At 33.1% G+C, this 20647-nt stretch carries 16 protein-coding genes; 7 read left to right on the forward strand and 9 right to left on the reverse strand.

What is annotated here, in order from left to right:
* Positions 1-341 precede the first annotated feature (341 nt).
* Complete coding sequence (locus C4S35_RS00465; RefSeq protein WP_103998290.1) at positions 342-2615, reverse strand: carboxy terminal-processing peptidase; 2274 nt, start codon at positions 2613-2615, stop codon at positions 342-344.
* Between the two features lie 209 nt (positions 2616-2824).
* Here C4S35_RS00465 and surE point away from each other — a divergent pair, with 209 nt between their 5' ends.
* The 5 genes from surE (at position 2825) to C4S35_RS00490 (ending at position 7771) form a co-directional block, all read left to right on the forward strand.
* The gene (gene surE, locus C4S35_RS00470) at positions 2825-3607 is read left to right on the forward strand and encodes a 5'/3'-nucleotidase SurE (protein ID WP_103998291.1); all 783 of its coding nucleotides are present in this window, start codon (positions 2825-2827) and stop codon (positions 3605-3607) included.
* Positions 3600-3872: a hypothetical protein gene (locus C4S35_RS00475; protein WP_103998292.1), complete on the forward strand. Its 273-nt coding sequence runs from the start codon at positions 3600-3602 to the stop codon at positions 3870-3872. The genes surE and C4S35_RS00475 overlap by 8 nt, the downstream gene beginning before the upstream one ends.
* Positions 3873-3976: 104 nt before the next feature.
* Positions 3977-5089, forward strand: a complete 1113-nt coding sequence (gene lpxB, locus C4S35_RS00480) for a lipid-A-disaccharide synthase (protein WP_103998293.1) — start codon at positions 3977-3979, stop codon at positions 5087-5089.
* A gap of 45 nt (positions 5090-5134) precedes the next feature.
* The gene (locus C4S35_RS00485) at positions 5135-5641 is read left to right on the forward strand and encodes a C40 family peptidase (RefSeq protein WP_103998763.1); all 507 of its coding nucleotides are present in this window, start codon (positions 5135-5137) and stop codon (positions 5639-5641) included.
* 372 nt (positions 5642-6013) lie between these two features.
* Positions 6014-7771: a ComEC/Rec2 family competence protein gene (locus C4S35_RS00490; protein WP_425269133.1), complete on the forward strand. Its 1758-nt coding sequence runs from the start codon at positions 6014-6016 to the stop codon at positions 7769-7771.
* 3 nt (positions 7772-7774) lie between these two features.
* Here C4S35_RS00490 and C4S35_RS00495 read toward each other — a convergent pair whose 3' ends face one another.
* From C4S35_RS00495 to C4S35_RS00510, 4 genes are all read right to left on the reverse strand, one after another.
* A complete protein-coding gene (locus tag C4S35_RS00495) occupies positions 7775-8236 on the reverse strand; it encodes a thioredoxin family protein (protein WP_103998294.1) in 462 nt (153 codons plus the stop codon).
* A 51-nt stretch (positions 8237-8287) separates the two neighbouring features.
* Positions 8288-9799 (reverse strand): peptide MFS transporter, encoded by a 1512-nt coding sequence (locus tag C4S35_RS00500; RefSeq protein ID WP_103998295.1) that lies wholly within the window; start codon positions 9797-9799, stop codon positions 8288-8290.
* A 74-nt stretch (positions 9800-9873) separates the two neighbouring features.
* Positions 9874-11565 carry a peptide MFS transporter gene (locus tag C4S35_RS00505; RefSeq protein WP_103998296.1) on the reverse strand — a complete coding sequence of 564 codons (1692 nt, stop codon included), beginning with the start codon at positions 11563-11565 and terminating at the stop codon, positions 9874-9876.
* A 45-nt stretch (positions 11566-11610) separates the two neighbouring features.
* Entirely contained in the window at positions 11611-13779 is a 2169-nt protein-coding gene (locus C4S35_RS00510) for a S9 family peptidase (RefSeq protein WP_103998297.1), read from the reverse strand.
* A 178-nt stretch (positions 13780-13957) separates the two neighbouring features.
* On the opposite strand from C4S35_RS00510, the gene C4S35_RS00515 reads away from it, so the two are divergent.
* Both C4S35_RS00515 and C4S35_RS00520 read left to right on the forward strand, forming a co-directional pair.
* Entirely contained in the window at positions 13958-15274 is a 1317-nt protein-coding gene (locus C4S35_RS00515) for a hydroxymethylglutaryl-CoA reductase, degradative (RefSeq protein ID WP_103998298.1), read from the forward strand.
* 102 nt (positions 15275-15376) lie between these two features.
* Entirely contained in the window at positions 15377-16294 is a 918-nt protein-coding gene (locus C4S35_RS00520; protein WP_103998299.1) for a GYDIA family GHMP kinase, read from the forward strand.
* 112 nt (positions 16295-16406) lie between these two features.
* Here C4S35_RS00520 and C4S35_RS00525 read toward each other — a convergent pair whose 3' ends face one another.
* The 4 genes from C4S35_RS00525 to lptC form a co-directional block, all read right to left on the reverse strand.
* Positions 16407-18503 carry a peptidylprolyl isomerase gene (locus C4S35_RS00525; protein WP_103998300.1) on the reverse strand — a complete coding sequence of 699 codons (2097 nt, stop codon included), beginning with the start codon at positions 18501-18503 and terminating at the stop codon, positions 16407-16409.
* A 108-nt stretch (positions 18504-18611) separates the two neighbouring features.
* Entirely contained in the window at positions 18612-19871 is a 1260-nt protein-coding gene (locus C4S35_RS00530) for a hemolysin family protein (protein WP_103998301.1), read from the reverse strand.
* A 3-nt stretch (positions 19872-19874) separates the two neighbouring features.
* Complete coding sequence (locus tag C4S35_RS00535; RefSeq protein WP_103998302.1) at positions 19875-20069, reverse strand: hypothetical protein; 195 nt, start codon at positions 20067-20069, stop codon at positions 19875-19877.
* Positions 20070-20086: 17 nt separating this feature from the next.
* The gene (gene lptC / locus C4S35_RS00540) at positions 20087-20641 is read right to left on the reverse strand and encodes an LPS export ABC transporter periplasmic protein LptC (protein WP_103998303.1); all 555 of its coding nucleotides are present in this window, start codon (positions 20639-20641) and stop codon (positions 20087-20089) included.
* Positions 20642-20647: the final 6 nt, after the last annotated feature.

Raw genomic sequence — 20647 nt, forward strand, 5'->3', positions numbered from 1 at the left:
GATTTTTTAAATTTTCTTTTAATCTAAAAAAAAATCTACCGTCTGTGAGAACACCGGAAGCACTAGTCAAATAATCACATTAATTCCATCGTAATACCAATAACAAACCCTTTGCGATTTCTATTACGAAAAACTAAATTAAGAATCGTTATTGAAATAGGAACAAAATTTTATTTTTCATTTTTACTAGCAAAATTTAAACTAAACTATCTTTGTAATAACACCTTAACATTCCGTTAGAATTAAAATCTTCCATACTACTAAAAACGCCACAAAAAAAAATAGATTTTTTTGTGGCGTTTTAATTCCTTTATTCATTATTAAACTACCACCATATCAAATTATGACTTTGCCAGTTTATCCTTTTTTAGTTTAGATGGGATAGCCTTTTTTACAACACTTTTTGATTGCAAATCATCCAAAACATTTAATGCTTCTTCCACATAAATATCTTTTGCTAAAGCTTCATGCCATCTGTTTCTTTTCTCTTTCAAAACTGCGTCCTTATTAACCTCGTCAACTTCATATGGCAAGGAAGCAAACTTAAGCGTGTTTTTATAATCTGAAAGTGGCTTATACTTTTTAGCTTTTTCTTCAATTGCATTTTGCGCAATTTTAAATTTTTCAAGATTCAAACTATAGGTATTATCTGTACTTCTACTATCAATCCATTTTGCATTTTCTTCGATCAATTGAAATTGGGAGCTTTGTGCAATTCTTTTTTTACTATTAACAATAGCCTGATTAAAATTTGCATTTTTTTCCCAAACGGAATAAGCAGCCGGATCAATTTTGTCCCATGGCATAGCATTGTCTACGTCACGTTCACCCATTTTTAAATAAGCATATCTATCAGGCATAACAATATCACTGCTTACGCCTTCAAGTTGTGTTGAACCACCATTAATTCTGTAGAATTTTTGAGTTGTTGTCTTAATGGCACCTAAATCTCCAACGTCACTGTTGCGCACAAAAGTATTCAAATCATACACATTTTGCACCGTTCCTTTACCATACGTTTGTTTGCTGCCAATAATAATTCCTCTTTTATAATCTTGAATTGCAGCTGCCAAAATCTCAGACGCCGAAGCTGAAAAACTATTAACCATAATTACTAGTGGCCCGTCCCATTCAATTTTTTTGTCTCTGTCATATAAGACTTCTTTCTTCTTTCCTGCTGATTTAATTTGCACTATTGGACCTTGTTCAATAAATAATCCGGCAATATCAACAACTGTTGATAATGATCCACCTCCATCATCACGAACATCTAACACAATTCCGTTTACTCCGGCTGCTTTTAAACGTTCCACTTCTTTAGCAATATCTTTCCCGGCATCTCTTCCATCTTTATTTTCAAAATCAATATAAAACTTTGGCAAGTAAATAACGCCGTATTTTAATCCGTTTTTATTAACAACGCTAGATTTAGCAAAGGTCTCTTCAATTTCTACAACATCTCTAATAATAGAAATAACTTTAATAGTTCCGTCTACTTTTTTCACTGTAAGGCGTACTTCCGTCCCTTTAGGTCCTTTTATTTTCTTAACAACATCATCAAGACGCATCCCAACTACATCAACTGCCTCCTCATCTCCTTGAGCAACTTTCATTACTAAATCTCCCGCCTCTAATTGTTTACCTCTCCAAGCAGGCCCACCAGAAATAAGTTCAGAAATTTCAGTGAAATCATTTTTCTTTTGAAGACGTGCTCCGATTCCTTCTAATTTCCCGCTGATAGTTTGATCAAAATGCTCTTTTTCTTCAGGTGCAAAATAATTAGTATGAGGATCAAAACGAGCTGTGATAGAGTTAATATATACAGAGAACCAATCATTTCTATCTAAATCTTTAATAAATCCAAAATATTCATCAAGTGATTTTCCAGTACTTTCTCTGGTTTCTTTCTCTAACTGTTCAAAAGTTTTTGGCTTAGCATTATCTGATACCACAGTGCTTTTACCTTTTTTCAGATTAATATTATTGTCTTTTAACTTCTCTTCTTGTCCTGCAACATTTGCAGTATCCTTAGCCTCAACAATCCCATTCTTTTTATTTTCTTGAATTTTTAAACGATCTGTTATTGAGGAAAGAGTAGATAATTTTATTTGCTTACGCCATCTTACCGTAAGTTCCTTACTATCCTTTGCGTACGGTGCTTTCTCATAGTCTGTATTAAAACGCTCATCAACATTATAATCAAAAGGCTGACTCAAAATGTTTTTATAGATTTTTTTACTTTCCTCCATTCTTTGCATTAAACGATCGTAAGTAAGATTGAAAAAAGTCAAGTCTTTATTTAATAATTGATCATCTAATTGAGTTTCATATTTGGAAAACTCATCAATATCTGATTGCAAGAAAAATCGTTTAGAAGGGTCTAGCGCTTGTATGTAATCTTTATAAATTCCTTTAGAAAAAGTATCATCTATAGTTGCAGGATTGTAATGTCCTTTTTGAATTACAAAAGTCAATAGCTCTAAAAGCAATTTATCTTTATCGGGGTCAGTATCTTTTGTTGCATTAATTTTGAATGCAAATAGCGAGATCGAAAGACACGCAACAACAAGAAGTATTTTATAATTTCTTTTCATATAGTCAGTAATAGTATTCATCAATTTTTAGTCTAAATTACGGTAAAAACTATGCCAACGTTAACTAGCGCTGCATAATTTTTTGTTAAAGATATAAAATTTGTTTTTTTATTTTAAGTTTAAGAAATCAAGTTATTAAATTTTATATTCTTTGTTTACAAAATTCGGTTCTGTGTGACTACATTTGTTTTTTAAATATTTAATTAGAAATTCTTTCTTGAAAAAATAAAATGACAAAACACTCCAAACCTTTAATATTAGTTACAAATGACGATGGCATTTCTGCTCCGGGACTTAGAGCTTTAATAGCTGTTATGTCCGAAATAGGGGAAGTAATTGTTGTCGCGCCCGACGCACCACAAAGCGCCACCGGTCATGGAATTACCATAAACGACACGCTATATTTAAATAAAATTTCAAAAGACGGTGATCTGATCACTGAATATAGTTGCTCCGGCACTCCTGTAGATTGTGTCAAATTTGCAGTCAGTGAAATTCTGAAAAGAAAACCTGATTTGTGTGTATCGGGCGTTAATCACGGTTCTAATTCTTCTATAAATGTAATATATTCTGGGACTATGAGCGCCGCTGTTGAAGCTGGCATAGAAGGAATTCAAGCTATTGGATTTTCATTATTAGATTTTGATTGGAATGCAAATTTTGAAGACATAAAGCCATTTATCAAAAAAATAACATTGGAAGTTCTTGAAAACAAACTGCCCGAAGGAGTTGTTTTGAATGTAAATTTTCCAAAATTGAAAGAAAAAGATATCCAAGGAATCAAAATTTGTCGCCAAGCTAAAGCTATTTGGATGGAAAAATTCGACAAGCGTAAAACACCGCACGGCAGAGACTATTATTGGCTTACAGGTGAATTTGTAAACCAAGATCATGGCGAAGACACAGATGAATGGGCATTGAAAAACGGATATATATCAGTTGTTCCAGTGCAGTTTGATATGACAGCACATCACGCAACACAACAACTTAACACTTGGAATTGGAATGAATAAAATAGATTTGTTGACTGGATTTATAATTGGTCTTTTAGCGTCCCTGCTAGGATGCTTCATTTTCATCACTTTTTTTACTGATTACACCTTTTTAGGCGGCATACAACTTATGAAATTTGAAGGAAAACTAGGTAAAATAATTACCCTTGGATCCATTCTTGATTTGGTAGCATTTGCAATTTTACTCAAATTAAATAAAGAACTAATGGCACGCGGAGTCATTTTGGCAGTCCTATTTTTAGCGCTTCTTTCTTTGTTTGTTTAGAAAAAAAAATAATTGATACCTTTGTTTCATTAGATAGCATTCTAAAATAATTCTGATTTGAGATTCATTTCGACACGTAAAGGACTCCAAACACAACATAAAATATGAAATACTACATCATAGCTGGAGAGGCTTCAGGCGATTTACATGGTTCCAATTTGATGAAAGCACTTTACATAGAAGATCCCAATGCTGACATTCGGTTTTGGGGTGGCGATTTGATGCGAAATGTTGGCGGCACTTTAGTAAAACATTACCGAGAATTAGCTTTTATGGGCTTTGTTGAAGTCATTTTTAATTTAAAAACTATTTTGAATAATATCAAAATATGTAAAAAAGACATTACTGGCTTTCAGCCCGATGTAATTATTTTCATAGATTATCCTGGTTTCAATTTGCGTATTGCAAAATGGTCGAAAGAATGCGGTTTCAAAAATCATTACTATATTTCTCCGCAAATTTGGGCTTGGAAAGAAAATCGAATTACCGAAATCAAACGTGACATAGATAAAATGTATGTCATTTTACCTTTCGAAAAAAGTTTTTACGAAGACAAGCATCATTTTCCTGTTGAGTTTGTAGGCCATCCATTGATTGACGCGATTCACAACCAAAAGCCAATTGATGCATCTGTTTTTAGAAAGGAAAATAAATTAAACGAAAAACCTATCATTGCTATTTTACCAGGTAGCCGACAACAGGAAATCACAAAAATGTTATCTGTGATGCTTAGCGTAGTCAATGATTTTCCGGATTATCAATTTGTGATTGCTGGCGCTCCAAGTCACGAATATTCATTTTATGAAAGTTTCATTTCAAATGAAAATATAAAATTTATATCGAACAAAACCTATGATTTGCTGCAAAATGCTACTGCCGCTCTAGTTACTTCAGGTACGGCGACATTAGAAACGGCACTTTTTAAAGTTCCTGAAGTTGTATGTTACAAGGGCAGCTGGGCTTCTTACCAAATTGCAAAACGAATAGTTACACTTAAATATATTTCTTTAGTCAATTTGATCATGGATAAAGAAGTGGTAACAGAATTAATTCAAGAAGACTGCTCAACGAAACGCATTCGAACGGAATTAAAAAAGATACTGGAATACAATTACCGAAGTACTATTTTGCAAGAATATGAGTTATTAGAAGAGAAACTTGGCGGAATTGGAGCAAGTACCAAAACAGCAAAATTGATTGTTGCTGATTTGCAGTAATTTTAGTTGTTTCTTAATTCTTTAAATTTACAAAAATCAAATCTTTTGAGACAGGCACTATATACTTTTTTACTACTACTCTTTTTTACTGCTTGTAAACCAACAGCTGCAATTATTACTTCCAAAAAAGAGAATCCCACCAAATCAGAAAAGAGAAAAACAAGTCATTTGATTGAACAATTAATCGATACCGCCACTGAAAATATCGGCATTAAATATAAAAACGCGGGTACAACAAAAGCTGGCTTTGATTGCTCGGGGCTAATGTATAATATCTTTAATTCCTATAACATAACTCTTCCCCACTCTTCTTATGAACAATCAAAATTAGGGATGATTTTAAATCGAAACCGAGAAGAAGCTAAAAAAGGAGATTTAATTTTTTTTAAAACCAATAGTAAATCTAAAATCAATCATGTAGGAATAGTTATTGAGGTTAATGATGACGAAATAAAATTTATACATGCTTCTACTTCAAAAGGAGTAATTATTTCCTCAACAAAAGAATCGTACTATCAAAGAACATTTGCTCAGCTAAATAGAATTTTGTAAAAAAGTACTAATCTACTTTCATAAATTAAAGTTTACAATTAATTTAAAAAAACGCAAGGTTATTTCTTACTAAAAATATTGTACTTTAGAAACATGAAAGTGCTGCAATTTCCTTTAGCGAGAATAACATTTGGTTTTGTTCTAGGCATAATTGCTGCCTTTTACTTAAACCCCACGGCAAGCATAGCCTTTATTTTGCTATTGATTTCTTTTATAGCTTTTGGGATTACTTATTTTTTATCAAGAAAAAATGCTATTCCTCCTTTATTTTTTGGCTTAGTCACTTGTTTTCTTTCTTTTTTTATTGGCACAACAACTTAAATCACACATAATGACTTTTTCCAAAAAAGTAATTATATACATTATAGCTCCATTTTTGAAAAACCACATTTGCTTTCCGTCACGCTGCGAGAGAAATTAAAAAGTTCGAATTCTAATGATCGATATATTGCCATTGTAAACCATATAGACCAATTAGAAAGTACGGGTAGAGTAATCCTTAATGTTCGAAAAGACAGTTTACAACATGTGTTTGAGATAGGCAATATTTTACAAATTAAAACTACTTTACAGAAAAATAGTCCTCCAAATAATCCCGACCAGTTTGATTACAGCAAATATCTTGAAAACAAACAAATCTTTGCACAATTATATGCTGACACTGACGAAATTCGCATCAACACTGAAATAGAAAAGAACATTTGGTACTATACCTCCAAATTAAGATCTACAATCATTCGTAATTTAGAGAAAAGCGACTTTCATAAAACAGAATTAAATGTTGCCATTGCTCTAATTCTGGGACAACAACAAGATATTTCTCCTGAAATTATTCGGGATTATCAATACGCGGGCGCCGTACATATATTGTCAGTTTCAGGATTACATATTGGGTTTATATTACTTTTTGTAACTTTTATTCTCAAACCTCTACCCAACACAAAACGAGGTTCTCTCTTCAAGTTGATAATTATCCTATCCTCATTGTTCCTCTTTGGCATAATTGCAGGACTGGCACCATCGGTAGTGCGTTCTGTCACCATGTTTTCGTTCGTCGCAATAGGAAATCATTTACGAAGAAGCGTAAACATTTATCACACGTTACTCGTTTCCATACTAATTATATTGCTTTTCGAACCCTCATTCTTATTTGATGTTGGATTTCAATTAAGTTATATTGCTCTGTTTTTTATCATTTGGTTGCAACCACTTTTAGCATCTGTATGGTTACCAAAAAATAAGATTACCAAATATATTTGGGATATTCTGACTGTTTCCTTTGCCGCTCAAATCGGCACCTTACCTTTAAGCATTTATTACTTCCATCAATTTCCGGGATTGTTCTTTGTCACTAATTTAGTCATTATCCCACTGCTCAGCATTATAATGGTTTTAGGCGTTGTGGTTATGGTTTTGGCCGCATTTGGCTATGTTCCTTTTGTATTTGCCAAACCTTTGGAATGGAGTATCTATTATTTGAATAAGATAATTAATTCAATCGCGTCTTTGGAACAATTCATAATTCATAATATCTCCTTTAATTATTCCCTTTTAATCACTAGTTACTTGTTGATTATTGCAGCAGTAATTTGGTTTAAGAAACCAAATTTTAGTAAATTTATTTTCCTACTGATTACCATTGTCATTTTACAAACATCATTTTTGCAAAATCGATATAACATTCAAAACCAGCAAGAATGGGTCGTATTCAATTTGAAAAAAAACACATTAATTACGGAGCGAAATGGCAATGATGTCAGTATGTACGCAAACGACAGTATTTTAAAAATCTCCAGAAAAAACAGCACTCTAAACTCTTATTTAGTCGGTAATTTTAGTATTTTGAAAACAAAAAAAAGACTTCAAAATATTGCCTTTTTCAAAGGGAATAAAATTATGATTATTGATAGTTTTGGTATTTATCCAAAAAATATAAAGCCTGACATTTTAATGCTTACCCAATCTCCAAAAATAAATCTCGAACGACTTTTTCAAACGGTATCTCCTAAAATAGTTGTCGCTGATGCATCCAACTACAAAACGATTCAGAAGCTTTGGAAAGCAACTTGTGCTAAACAAAAAATCCCTTTTCACGCAACTGGTAAAAAGGGATTCTATAAATTGAATTAAGTATTATTTCTTTTTCAGTATACCGTTTGCGACTTCAAGCCAAGCGGCTGGACCTCCAGCGACATATCCTGTAGTTCCTAACCCTTCAAAATTGACTTTTCCGTCTTTATTAGTTCCATTTGCAAAGCAAATTGTTGGAAAACCTTGTATCGAAAAAGCCTGTTGCAATTCATTATTTTGGGCTTTTATTTCAGGGTTTTGCGCTGTTCTTCTTGGATAATCTAACTCCACCAAAATTACATTTGCTTTTGCCCATTTTTCAAACTCTGGTGTTTTCAACACCTCTTTCTGCAACCGTATACACCAACCACACCAGTCGCTGCCTGTAAAAAACATTAATAAAGGTTTTTTCTCTTTATTTCCAATGGCAATTGCTTCCTTAACATTAGTGTGCCATTTTAGTTCTTGTGCCTGCATGACGAAACATCCAAAAACCAACATCGTAAGTAAAAGTATCTTTTTCATAAATTTTAATTTAAAATTTTAAAATCAAAAACAATGCCTAAAATTAGTAATTTATTTTACTTCTTGCATTAATTTTTTTACGAAAGGTGAAATAACAATTAAAAGAATCCCCGCGATTAAAGCATAAATAGCCAATTGCTTGTATCCATCGGCATAAACAATTAATTTTTCAAGATTAGTTGAATTTTCAGAAGCTCCGGCAATATTCGCCCCTAATAATCCAGCAAAATACTGTCCATATGCACTTGCAAGAAACCACATTCCCATCATTACGGCTTGCACTTTTTGAGGCGATAATTTTGTCATAGCGGACATTCCAATTGGCGATAAACACAACTCTCCAAAAGTGATAACAAACCAACCAAAAGTGAACAAATCCAGTGAGGTAACACCATTTGCGTTAGCAAAGAATTTTGTGTAATAAAAAACATAAAAACCACCTGCAAGAAACAAAAAGCCCAATCCAAATTTTACCACTGTATTCGGCTCAATTTTTCGTTTACTCATCCACAACCACACTAATCCAACAAGAGCAGCAAAAGCAATTACAAAGAATGAATTAGCCGAATTATTTACACCGTTAGGATCTAATGGCACACCTAAAACCGTTTTACTTAAATTACTCTCTGCAAAAAGACTTAATGAACCCCCGCTTTGTTCGAAAAATGCCCAAAAAACAATAGAAAACAAAACAAACACTAGTGCAGCAAGCAATTTTTTATTCTCGGAAGCAGAAAAATTTCTCATTTCAAAAAGTAAATACAATAAAGAACAAGGGCCAATTATGTACATAAATATATCAGTATAGCCCGAATTAGAAACTAATAAAATTATAACCGGAATAATGGCAAGTGAACCAAGGTAAGTACCGTATTCATAAACTTTCCTTCTAGAATTTTCCAGACTTAACAAAGGTGAAATTCCAATGTCTCCTAAGCTTTTTTGAGTTTGGACAAAAGTCAATAAACTTATGACCATAACAATTGCAGCAAAACCAAAAGCAACGTTCCATCTTAAATGTTCGGGGACAATAGCAGACAACATGGACCCATTAGCCACAGCAATACACAAATAACCGCCAATCAGAGCGCCAAGATTTACTCCCATATAGAAAAAAGAAAAACCGGCGTCTCTTCTATTATCATCGTCTTTATACAAACGTCCCACCATAGTAGAAATATTTGGTTTAAAAAAACCAGTCCCTATAATAGTAAAACTAATTCCGATAAAGAAAAATTGATGAGGATCTAATGCCAAAATAATACTTCCGGCAATCATTAAAATCCCTCCCCAAAATAATGATTTTCTAAAACCCAAAATTTTATCAGCAAACATCCCTCCAATAAAAGTAAAAGCATAAACAAAAGCTTGAGTAGCGCCATACTGCAAATTAGCATTTACAGCATTCATATTTAATTGGTTCACCATAAAAATAACCAACATTCCTCGCATACCGTAAAAACTGAAACGTTCCCACATTTCACTAAAAAATAAATACCACAATTGCTTTGGGTACTTGCCTTTGAAATTTTGTATTTCTTCTATTGTTACATTTTGAGCCATTTGCGAAGTATTTAAAAAAACAAACCTACAAGAATTCTTGTAGGTTTGAAAGATATTATTTTATTTTTTTAGTATTATCGAACACCATGCATCATTTTTTTCAAAACTGGTGTCAATGCAAATAATATTACTGCTGCAAGTCCTGTTAAGACCACAAAAACCATAAAAAATTCGAAAAGATTATGAATTTCAAATCCTGCAAAAATAGGATTTGATGCATCTATTTGATTGGTTGTTAGAATTTGTAATTGCTCCGCTGTTGGAGTAACTGTCTTATCTAAAATAGGTTGTAATTCAATCCCTAATTCTTTTGCTTTAATAAATTTATCTCCCGTTGCAGGAATAATTGAACCTAAAGTTCCTGCTAACGCGTATCCTGCTGCATTGGATAAAAAGAAAACCCCGAATAAAAGAGAAGAAAAACGTTTTGGAGATAATTTCCCTACCAATGACAATCCAATTGGCGACAAACATAATTCAGCAAAAGTCTGAATTAGGTACATTAAAATTAACCATTTGATACCTAAAAGTCCGCTGTTTCCTAAATCTTTCACATTGTAAGCCAGGATAAAATAACTCAAAGCGATTAACCCTAAACCGATAGCTTGTTTTACGGGCGAAATTGGTTCTTTTCCAGAAGCTCTCAATTTATCCCAAAGAATACTGAAAGGAAGTGCAAACGAGAATACGAAAAGACCGTTAAAAATTTGAACCATCGACGGTGGCATATTCCATCCAAAGAAATTTCTGTCGGTTTGGTTATCCGCGATAAAAGTCAATGAAGATCCCGCTTGTTCAAAAGCTGCCCAGAAGAAAATAATAAAAAAGGCAACGATATAAATTACGAAAATTCTGTCTCTTTCTATTTTAGTCAGCGAAGTATCTGATATAATTAATCCTGCCAAGGTCAAACCACTTGCATAGATAATTGGATAAATTACTGTTTTAATGAAATTTTCACCTCCCAATAAATATCTAAAAGCAAAAAACAAAGCAACAAATGCAATTACTGCCATTACTAAAGATTTTGCAGAGAACACCGCTTTTTGCGCTTCTCCTTCTTCAAAATCTGATGCTTCATTTTTAGATGGCAATCCTCCTAAAGGTTTTCCTTCTGGTGTTATCACGTATTTATTTTTCAAGAAATAAAACACTAACGTCCCTATTAACATAGCAATAGAAGCAGCAAGAAATCCCCATTTAAAAGCATGAATATCTCTAATTCCGTTTGCGTCCTTAATATCCCCTATTAATGGGCAAATTAATTGTCCTAGAAAAGCCCCTAAATTTATACCCATGTAGAAAATGGTAAAAGCAGTGTCCAGTTTACTTTTTTCTTGTTTTGGATACAAACTTCCCACCATGCTTGAAATATTTGGTTTAAAAAAACCGTTCCCAAAAATGATAATCCCTAAAGCCGACCACATTAATGTAGTGGCAAGACTTAAGTTTGTACCAAAAATACTAGCACTGGTGAACAATAATAACTGTCCAATAGCCATCATTAAACCTCCAAGTAAAATACAATTTCTATTTCCAAAAAAACGATCGGCAACGAATCCTCCTAACATTGGTGTCAAATAACAAAGTCCTAAGAAACCTCCATAAATAATAGAAGCATCTGCCTCTTTCATCATTAATGAATTGATAAGGAACAGCGTTAAAATTGCCCGCATTCCATAGAAGTTGAAGCGCTCCCACATTTCTGTTCCAAACAATACCCAAAGTCCTTTTGGATGTGCTGTTTTTACTTGAGTTTCTACCATATTGTCGTTTTTTTGTTTTTAAATTGGTTAGTATTTGATTTTGAATTATAAATTTTCTTTGATAAAATTAGTCATTTTAGTATACAGTTGGATTCTGGTTTTACCGCCATAAATTCCGTGGTTTTTATCAGGATAGATTTGAGAATCAAATTGTTTATTGGCCTGAATCATTGCTTCCATCATTTGCATAGAATTTTGAACATGCACATTATCGTCTCCTGAACCGTGTATCAATAAAAACTTTCCTTTAAGTTTTTCTACATGATTTATTGGAGAATTCTCATCATAACCACTAGCATTTTCTTGTGGTGTTTGCATGTATCTTTCTGTGTAAATACTGTCATAAAATCTCCAATTCGTTACCGGAGCAACCGCAATGGCCATTTTAAAAACATCATTCCCTTTCATTATACAATTAGAAGCCATAAATCCACCATAACTCCAGCCCCAAATTCCAATATTTGATTTGTCAACAAAGGCGTAATTTCCGATCACTTTGGCAGCATCAATTTGATCTTCTACTTCGAATTTACCTAACTGTTTTTGAGTACATTTTTTAAAATCAGCTCCTTTAAAACCAGTTCCGCGACCATCAACGCAGGCCACAATATAACCTTGTTGTGTTAACATCATAAACCAATACTCGTTAGAACTACCCCACTGATTTACTACTTGTTGTGATCCAGGTCCTGAATATTGAATCATAAATACGGGATATTTTTTGGTAGCATCAAAATCTTTTGGTTTCATGATCCAAGCATTTAACTCATTTCCTTTTTCTGTTTTCAAAACAAAAAACTCTTTTGAAGGCAAATTATACGCTTTCAATTTTGCAGCTAATGCTTCATTGTTTTCAATAACTTGCATTTGTTTACCCGTTTTAGCTTCATTTAACGTGTAGATTGTGGGCTGTGTTGCTGTTGAAAAAGTATTGATATAATATTGATAGTTTGGACTAAAAACAGCAGCATTTGCCCCAACATTCTTGGTCAGCCTTACTTTGTTTTTTCCGTCAAGACCTATTCTGTAAACATCTCTGTTAATTGAACCATTCTCCACTGATTGATAAAATACAGTATTGGTTTTTTCATCAAACCCATAATAATTCGTCACTTCCCATTTTCCTGCGGTAACTTGTTTTTTCAGTTTCCCATTTTTATCATATAAATAAATATGATTAAAACCGTCTTTTTCACTAGTCCAAATAAAACTATTGTCTTTCAGGAACGTTAAATTATCCGTCACATCTACATACGCTTTATCTTTTTCATTCAAAACCACTTTTGCATCTCCTGAATTTCCATCAATAAACAAAACATCTAAATTATCTTGATGACGGTTCAATACCTGTGCTGACAAAACATTAGAATTGTTTGTCCATTTCATTCTTGCAATGTAAAAATCATTGTATTTCCCTAAATTAACCTTTTTGGTTGCATTAGCATTTACGTCATAAATATGCAAAGAAACTTCTGAATTTTTTTCACCTGCTTTAGGGTATTTGAATGTTTCAACTGTTGGATACAAATCTTTGTGAAAGATTGACATAGAAAATTCCGGCACTTGACTTTCGTTAAAACGAATGTAAGCTAACTTTTTACTGTCTGTACTCCAATCGAATGCTTTTACGAATGCAAATTCTTCTTCATAAACCCAATCCGTAATCCCATTGATAATGGCATTTTTCTTGCCATCAGCAGTGATTGGAGATGATTGATTTGAAGCTAAATCGAATACATATAGGTTATTCTCTTTGGCGTAAGCTATCTTTTTTCCATCAGGAGAAAAAGTTGGTTCCTGAACCTGGAAATCAAATAACTTCTTTAACTGTTTAGTTGCTATGTTATATAAATAATAATCTGCTGTAAAAGAATGACGAAAAATTTGTTTGGTATTGCAAGCTAGCAAAATCATTTTTTCTTCCGCGTCAAATGTATAACTATCAATCACAGGCAATTCCTTATGATCTTTAGTGTCAATCAAAACTGCCACTTTTTTCAACGTAGCAAAATCATATAAATTAACCTGCATACTTTTAGAGGCCTGGTCAAAATTTAAAACTGAATATTGATTGCTATTTTTCATGGATTGCAATTCATCCATTCCTTCCGCACGAAAAGTGCCATTAAAAACTTCATCAATTGTGATTTTTTGCTGTCCAAAAACAGTAAAACACAAGAATAAAAGTAAGACTGTAATTCTATTTGAATTCATAAGATAGATTTAAAGATAAAAACCGTCAATTTTAGTGAAAAAATTACAATTAACGGCTATTTATTATGTTAAATGTAAAAAGCAATATTAAAAACAACAATTTAATGAATATAATTTGAGGTAAATAAAAGCGCTAAAACCGTATCTTTGCAACTAAACATCACATAATCTCTTGAGAATGAATAATGCAGTAACGGGATTTTCTAAATTATCCAAAGAAGAAAAAATAAACTGGATTGCCAACGAATACTTTTCTACTCCAACAGAAGCAATCGCATTGCTGAAAAACTATTGGAATTCCGACAAAAAAACACAACAACTACACGATGAATTCATCGAAAATACAATCACCAACTTCTATATTCCATTAGGAATTGCGCCAAATTTCTTAATTAACGGCCAATACAGCACTATTCCTATGGCTATTGAAGAGAGTTCTGTAGTAGCTGCAGCTTCAAAAACGGCTAAATTTTGGTCCACTCGTGGCGGATTTAAAGCAACAGTTATCAATACCGAAAAAATTGGCCAAGTCCACTTTATTTATAACGGCGATGTCTCCAAACTCAACTTATTTTTTGCCCAAACCAAAGCTGTCTTTTTTACCGAAACGGAAAGCATTACCAAAAATATGCAAAAAAGAGGTGGTGGAATTCTCGATATTGTTCTAAACGACAAAACCGACTTGCTGCCAAATTATTTTCAACTTCATGCTACTTTTGAAACTAAAGACAGCATGGGAGCGAATTTCATCAATTCTTGTTTGGAGCAATTTGCTAAAACATTAAAAGAAGAAGCTTCCACTTATGAATTATTTTCAGAAAAAGAAAAGGACATTCATGTTGTAATGAGTATTCTTTCTAATTACGTTCCTAACTGTCTTGTTCGTGCTGAAGTTTCCTGCCCAATTGAGGAATTAACAGAAAAACACATACAGCACCCAAAAGAATTTGCCGAGAAATTCGTTCAGGCCGTTCAAATCGCTGAAGTCGAACCCTACCGAGCCGTAACTCACAACAAAGGGATTATGAACGGAATCGATGCAGTGGTACTTGCTACCGGGAATGACTTCCGTGCTGTCGAAGCAGGAATTCACGCTTATGCCTCTCGAAACGGAAAATATTCCAGTTTGTCGCATGCAAAAATTGAGAATGGTATTTTTACTTTTTGGCTGGAAATTCCTTTAGCCTTGGGAACTATCGGCGGACTAACCACTTTACATCCTTTGGTGAAATTTTCTCTGGAAATGCTTAAGAAACCATCTGCAAAGGAATTAATGCAGATTGTGGCCGTTGCAGGTTTAGCTCAAAATTTTGCTGCTTTGCGTTCCTTGACCACAACAGGAATTCAGGAAGGGCACATGAAAATGCATTTAAACAATATCATTAATCAGTTTGAGGCCACTGACAAGGAACGTGTTTTGATACGAAAGCATTTTAAACACCATGCCGTTTCCCATAATGCGGTTGTTGACTTTATTGAGAATTTAAGAAAATAATAATCCTTTTTTAAGGAGCTATTCCCGCTATACGTTGCAATCTTTTTTCGGTAAAAACCTAAAAAAAGGATTTCCACTTTTATCGGGGCTAAAAAAATAAAAATGCAACAAACATTCTACAGTAACGGAAAACTTTTAATCACGGGCGAATATCTTGTTTTGGACGGCGCCAAAGCTTTTGCTTTACCCACCAAATTAGGACAAAATTTAATCGTGGAAAACGGAATCAATCACGAAATTCAATGGAAAAGTTACGACTCTGATGGTAGCATTTGGTTTGAAGATACCATTTCATTCTCTGATATTTCAAAAGAAAGAAATTTAGAAAGCGAATCCGTTAAATTAACATTAATCGCTATTTTACATGAAGCTTTTATATTAAATCCTAATTTTATAAATCTTTCAGAAGGATATATAATCACCACAGAACTTGGGTTTCCTAAAAGTTGGGGTTTAGGCACCTCATCCACTTTGATAAACAATATTGCACAATGGTTGCAAATTGATGCTTTTACGCTTCTTAAAAACAGTTTCGGAGGAAGTGGCTACGATATTGCCTGCGCTCAAAACGACACTCCTATTTTATATCATTTAGAACAAGGAAAACCAATTGTTGAAAAAGTGGTCTTTAATCCGCCATTTACTGAAAACATCTATTTTGTATATCTGAATAAAAAACAAAGCAGTAAAAACGCGATAACGGCATACAACATCAATAAAAAACACAATTTGGTCAGAACTATTACTTTAAACGACAAAATAACTTTTGACGCTTTGAAAGCAACTACCCTTAAAACATTTGCTTTAGCGATAGAAAAGCACGAGATTAATATGAGTAACATTTTGGAAATGCAAACCGTAAAAGAATCCTTGTTTCCTGATTTTAATGGCACAATAAAAAGCCTTGGCGCTTGGGGAGGTGATTTTGTTATGGCAATTTCGGATAAAAATCCTAGCGAATATTTTAGTTCAAAAGGCTACCATACAGTTATTCCTTATGATGAAATGATACTATTTTAATTTTCATCTTAAATTCTGTTCAAACTTTAAAACAAAACTTTATTAAAAACAAAATCCCGATACACTAAAAATGTATCGGGATTTTTTATTTGAATTAATTACCTGTAAAATATTAGTAATTGAATTGTTTTCTATTGTCTTCAATTTTAGCACTGCTTTTCAAAGCTGGAATAACTCTGTTCACATCGGAGGCAGCCTGTGCTTTTAATTTAGCCACATATGGAGCATGATTTTTCATAGCTGGCGCTTTTATTGTAGTTGTGTTTTTCACAACATAAACTCCAGTATTTCCCTCAATTGGAGCAGAAACTTTGTTTGCAGCTAATGCAAATGCATTTCCTACAACTTTAGGCTCTAAACCTGCACCCGCTAACATTGGATTTTCCATAGTTATATCAGATACTTGTTGAATTTTTGCACCAGTAGCTTTTGCGATAGCTTCTAATGAAGAACCTGTCATTTTAGCTTTGATCAATTCTGCTTTTTTCTTGTTTTTAAGAATCGGCTCTACATAAGGTCTCGCTAACGAAACGGTTACTAAACCAGATTTGTCTACATTTTTAAGTTTTGCAATTACATGCCCCAAATTAGCCACTTCAAATCTTTTTACTGCACCAACTTTAGTATCATCTTCAAATGCCCATCTCACTATAGTTCTTTGATTCCCTAAAGGTCCAAAAGTCTCATCCATAGCTTTCAAAGTTAACGGGGCGGCTACCGTAAGCTTCATGTCTTTGGCAATTTTACCAAAATCTTTATCAGTTGCGTCCATTTCAAATTTAGTCGCTTGTGTAAATATTTTGTCTGAAGTTGCTTCTGAAGCTTCAATTTTTTGAGCAACAGTTGCTAAACGAATTCCGTCTTGTTTATCCGTAATTTTAATAATATGAAAACCAAAAGGAGTTTCTACTAACCCAACTTTTCCAATTCCGTTATTGAAAACAAAATCATTAAAAGGTTTCACCATTTGATTTGGACCAAAATAACCTAAATCACCACCTTGTTGTGCTGAAGAATCATCTGAATTGCTAAAAGCCAACATCAAGAAACTGTCAGGATTTGCATTCACCTGAGCCAAAATAGATTCTGCTTTAGCTTTCGCTTCTTCTTTTGTTCTTTTCTCTTTTTTGTTAGGAACTTGTGTTCCTTCATAGCTGATTAAAATATGGCTTGCTTTTGCATTTACACCTGACTTCATTCCCATTGATTTAGAAATACAGTAGTATTTTCCAAACATATAAGGTCCGTATACTTCACCTGAAGCAAGATTAAATAATCTGTCTGCATCAACTGCCGGTAAATCTTTTTTAGCAATGTAAGTTGAATCGTAAGGAACATCAGAATTTGAATTCACAAACTCAATTGTATTTGTAGCATTTTTGAATCCTGCCAAAGTATCATTTTTACCAGTTGCCTGATTGTACACTACTCTTCCGGACAACAATCCGTTTATTTTAGATTTAACCTCATTTTCATCTTCTTTTGAAGCTTTATCTTCAATCAAAACATATTCTACTTCACGAGATTCGTCAGCTTTAAATTTCTTTTCGTTTTTCTTCATGAAATCTATAATTTCAGTATCAGTCACTTTTACATCACTGTCTTTAATCGTAGAATACAAACCAGCAACGTAAGCAAAATTTACTTTGTTGGCTTCCATTTCATATTTCATTTTTCCTTCGCTTTCAGTAGTATAAATAGCGGCTTTTATCAAGGTATTGTAAATTTGATATTTGGCATTCAACTCCGCATCTTTCTCTCTATCTTTCAAATATTGAGCTTGTGCTGGATTTGATTTAAAATATTCTTTAAATTTAGCAATATCAAACATCCCTGCTGCATTTAAAAATAATGGATTTTTACCAATATTTTCATCTGATTTTAAAACTTCCAATAGGTGTTTTTCACCCACTCTCAATCCTAATTTCTCAAATTCCGAAGACAATAAAGCTATAGAAACTTCCTGATCCCAAACTCTGTTTGCTGCTGCTGTTGAAGTAATCCCTTGACCACTTTTCTCAACATTGCTTACTTTGATTCTGAAATCTTCGAATGCAATATCTTTTCCATTGATACTACCTACATCTTTGGTGCTTTTACCAAAGCCACCTTTACCAATAAGATCTTGTATTATAAATGCAAATAATGCAAGTGCAATAACTGCTATCAATAAAGCGGAACGTTGTCTAATTTTTGCTAAAACTGCCATTTCTATTGTTGTTAATTTTTATATTCAATTTGCGAAAATACAATTATCTAATTAATAATTATACTTGTAGCGTGTTATTTTGCAAGAAAATTTAATTTTGTAAAAAAACTACTCGCGCACCGCCATTTTAACTAATTCTATTTTCTTGTTTGTGGCCTCTTCTATGACAAAATGAAAAGTTCCTATGGTCATTACAGCGCCTTTTTGAGGAATTTCTTTGGTAAAATCAACTATAAAACCACCAAGTGTTCCATAAGAATCTCTTTCCGGAATATGAAGTTTATACGTTTGATTTAAATATTCTACATCAAATCGAGCCGAGAAAAGGTATGTGTCATCTCCTAATTCCTTTTCAATTAATTCTTCTTCTGAATCGTGTTCATCTTCTATTTCCCCAAAAAGTTCTTCTACAATATCTTCTATCGTAATAATTCCGGAAGTTCCGCCATATTCATCCAAAACAACGGCTACGCTTTTTCGCTTTTTGGTAAGCAAATTCATGGCGTCTTTGATATAAATTGTTTCAGGTACAAATTCAACAGAAATCACTATTTCCCTGATACTATCCGGTTTTTTGAACAGATCAAATGAATGTACATAACCCACAATATCATCCAAAGAATTTTGATAAACCACAATTTTAGAATACCCGGTTTCAATGAACAATTTGTTCAGTTCCGCTATGGATTCATACAAATCAATCGCTACGATTTCAGTTCTCGGACTCATTACATCCCTCGCCTTTACCCCTGAAAACTCTAAAGCATTTTGAAACATTTGTATTTCAGAATCTACTTCTTCATTATCTTCAACAGTACTCATTTGTTCCGTTATGTAATTCCCAAGCTCCACTTTGCTGAAATAAATCTGCACCTGATCGCCTTCGGTTTTAAAGAATTTTTTTAAAACAAAGTCGGAAACCCAGATAAAAAAAGTAGAAATAAAATAGAATAATACATAAAAAGAATAGGCCGGAACGGCAAAAAACTTTATCAACGTATTGGCATAAATCTGAAAGAATACTTTGGGTAAAAACTCCGCAGTTATCAAAACTATTAATGTGGAAAGAATAGTTTGCAGTAATAAATCTATTAAACTTGAAAGATGATAACCAAATGATTCTATCCAGCGCATTAATAACTCACCCATAAAAAAACCATATGTCACCAACGCTATATTGTTCCCAATAAGCATCGCGGCAATAAATTTAGAAGGTTTTTCGGTAAGTTTAGTGAGGATTCTGGAAAGGAAATTATCTTGTTTTTTTTCTATTTCAAGATAAATTTTATTGGAAGAAATGAAAGCAATCTCCATTCCTGAAAAAAAGGCACATAGTATTAAACACAATATTATGATACTTATTTCCATAATTTAAGATTTTTTGCTTCTGTCTTCAAATTTTTTTCCAAATTTCATTCGGAAGAAAAACATAAATACCGCTACAGCTGCAATCCCAAAACTCAACCATGGTGTTGCAGCAGGATCATTGAATTTTGTAATGCCATCATAGATGAAGACGACTGCAAAAATCAAATAGAAGTATGGAATATATTTTAAGTAAGTCATAAATAGAATTTAATAATTTATTGAACAGATTCAAATTCACCAGTGATCCTCTGCGAATTAATCACTTTGAAATCTTTACTAAAATCGATTCCTTGTCCGTTCGAAGAACCTTTAAGGTCTGTTAATTTGAATTTTTTCTCCGTAAAAAACCATTCGTTTTTTTGATCGTAATACAACTGTTCCGTTTCGAGCATCTGCCCGTTCTCCGATTTAATTTTTACTTTTCCCTGCAAATCAATAATATTCGTAAGTTTATAGGAAACTGCATAATTTGCCGTTATAAACGTTCTTTTTGCTTTATTGTCATATAAAGTTACGTCTATTCCTTTGGGAAATTCGGTAAAAGGAAAATCAACATTGGAAAAATCTAACATTTTCGGACTAACCAAAATTGATTTAATCAATCCTGAATCAGTGTATTTTAAATTGACATCATCCGCATCGCCACCAGGAACAAAGTCTGAGAAATTAATTTTTTGAACTTCTTTAAAATTGCTTTCGCAACCAAAAAACAGAGTCACAGCAAAAACTGTGACTATTGTAAAAATTCTATATTTTTTTAGTAAAGTCATATGCTG

The sequence above is a fragment of the Flavobacterium urumqiense genome, assembly GCF_900108015.1.
GTDB classification, from domain to species: domain Bacteria; phylum Bacteroidota; class Bacteroidia; order Flavobacteriales; family Flavobacteriaceae; genus Flavobacterium; species Flavobacterium urumqiense.

What these genes read in the sequence shown, in the direction of transcription:
- C4S35_RS00465 (WP_103998290.1), bottom strand. Translation starts at nt 2,615, where the DNA reads ATGAATACTATTACTGACTATATGAAAAGAAATTATAAAATACTTCTT.
- surE (WP_103998291.1), top strand. Translation starts at nt 2,825, where the DNA reads ATGACAAAACACTCCAAACCTTTAATATTAGTTACAAATGACGATGGC.
- C4S35_RS00475 (WP_103998292.1), top strand. Translation starts at nt 3,600, where the DNA reads ATGAATAAAATAGATTTGTTGACTGGATTTATAATTGGTCTTTTAGCG.
- lpxB (WP_103998293.1), top strand. Translation starts at nt 3,977, where the DNA reads ATGAAATACTACATCATAGCTGGAGAGGCTTCAGGCGATTTACATGGT.
- C4S35_RS00495 (WP_103998294.1), bottom strand. Translation starts at nt 8,236, where the DNA reads ATGAAAAAGATACTTTTACTTACGATGTTGGTTTTTGGATGTTTCGTC.
- C4S35_RS00500 (WP_103998295.1), bottom strand. Translation starts at nt 9,799, where the DNA reads ATGGCTCAAAATGTAACAATAGAAGAAATACAAAATTTCAAAGGCAAG.
- C4S35_RS00505 (WP_103998296.1), bottom strand. Translation starts at nt 11,565, where the DNA reads ATGGTAGAAACTCAAGTAAAAACAGCACATCCAAAAGGACTTTGGGTA.
- C4S35_RS00510 (WP_103998297.1), bottom strand. Translation starts at nt 13,779, where the DNA reads ATGAATTCAAATAGAATTACAGTCTTACTTTTATTCTTGTGTTTTACT.
- C4S35_RS00515 (WP_103998298.1), top strand. Translation starts at nt 13,958, where the DNA reads ATGAATAATGCAGTAACGGGATTTTCTAAATTATCCAAAGAAGAAAAA.
- C4S35_RS00520 (WP_103998299.1), top strand. Translation starts at nt 15,377, where the DNA reads ATGCAACAAACATTCTACAGTAACGGAAAACTTTTAATCACGGGCGAA.
- C4S35_RS00525 (WP_103998300.1), bottom strand. Translation starts at nt 18,503, where the DNA reads ATGGCAGTTTTAGCAAAAATTAGACAACGTTCCGCTTTATTGATAGCA.
- C4S35_RS00530 (WP_103998301.1), bottom strand. Translation starts at nt 19,871, where the DNA reads ATGGAAATAAGTATCATAATATTGTGTTTAATACTATGTGCCTTTTTT.
- C4S35_RS00535 (WP_103998302.1), bottom strand. Translation starts at nt 20,069, where the DNA reads ATGACTTACTTAAAATATATTCCATACTTCTATTTGATTTTTGCAGTC.
- lptC (WP_103998303.1), bottom strand. Translation starts at nt 20,641, where the DNA reads ATGACTTTACTAAAAAAATATAGAATTTTTACAATAGTCACAGTTTTT.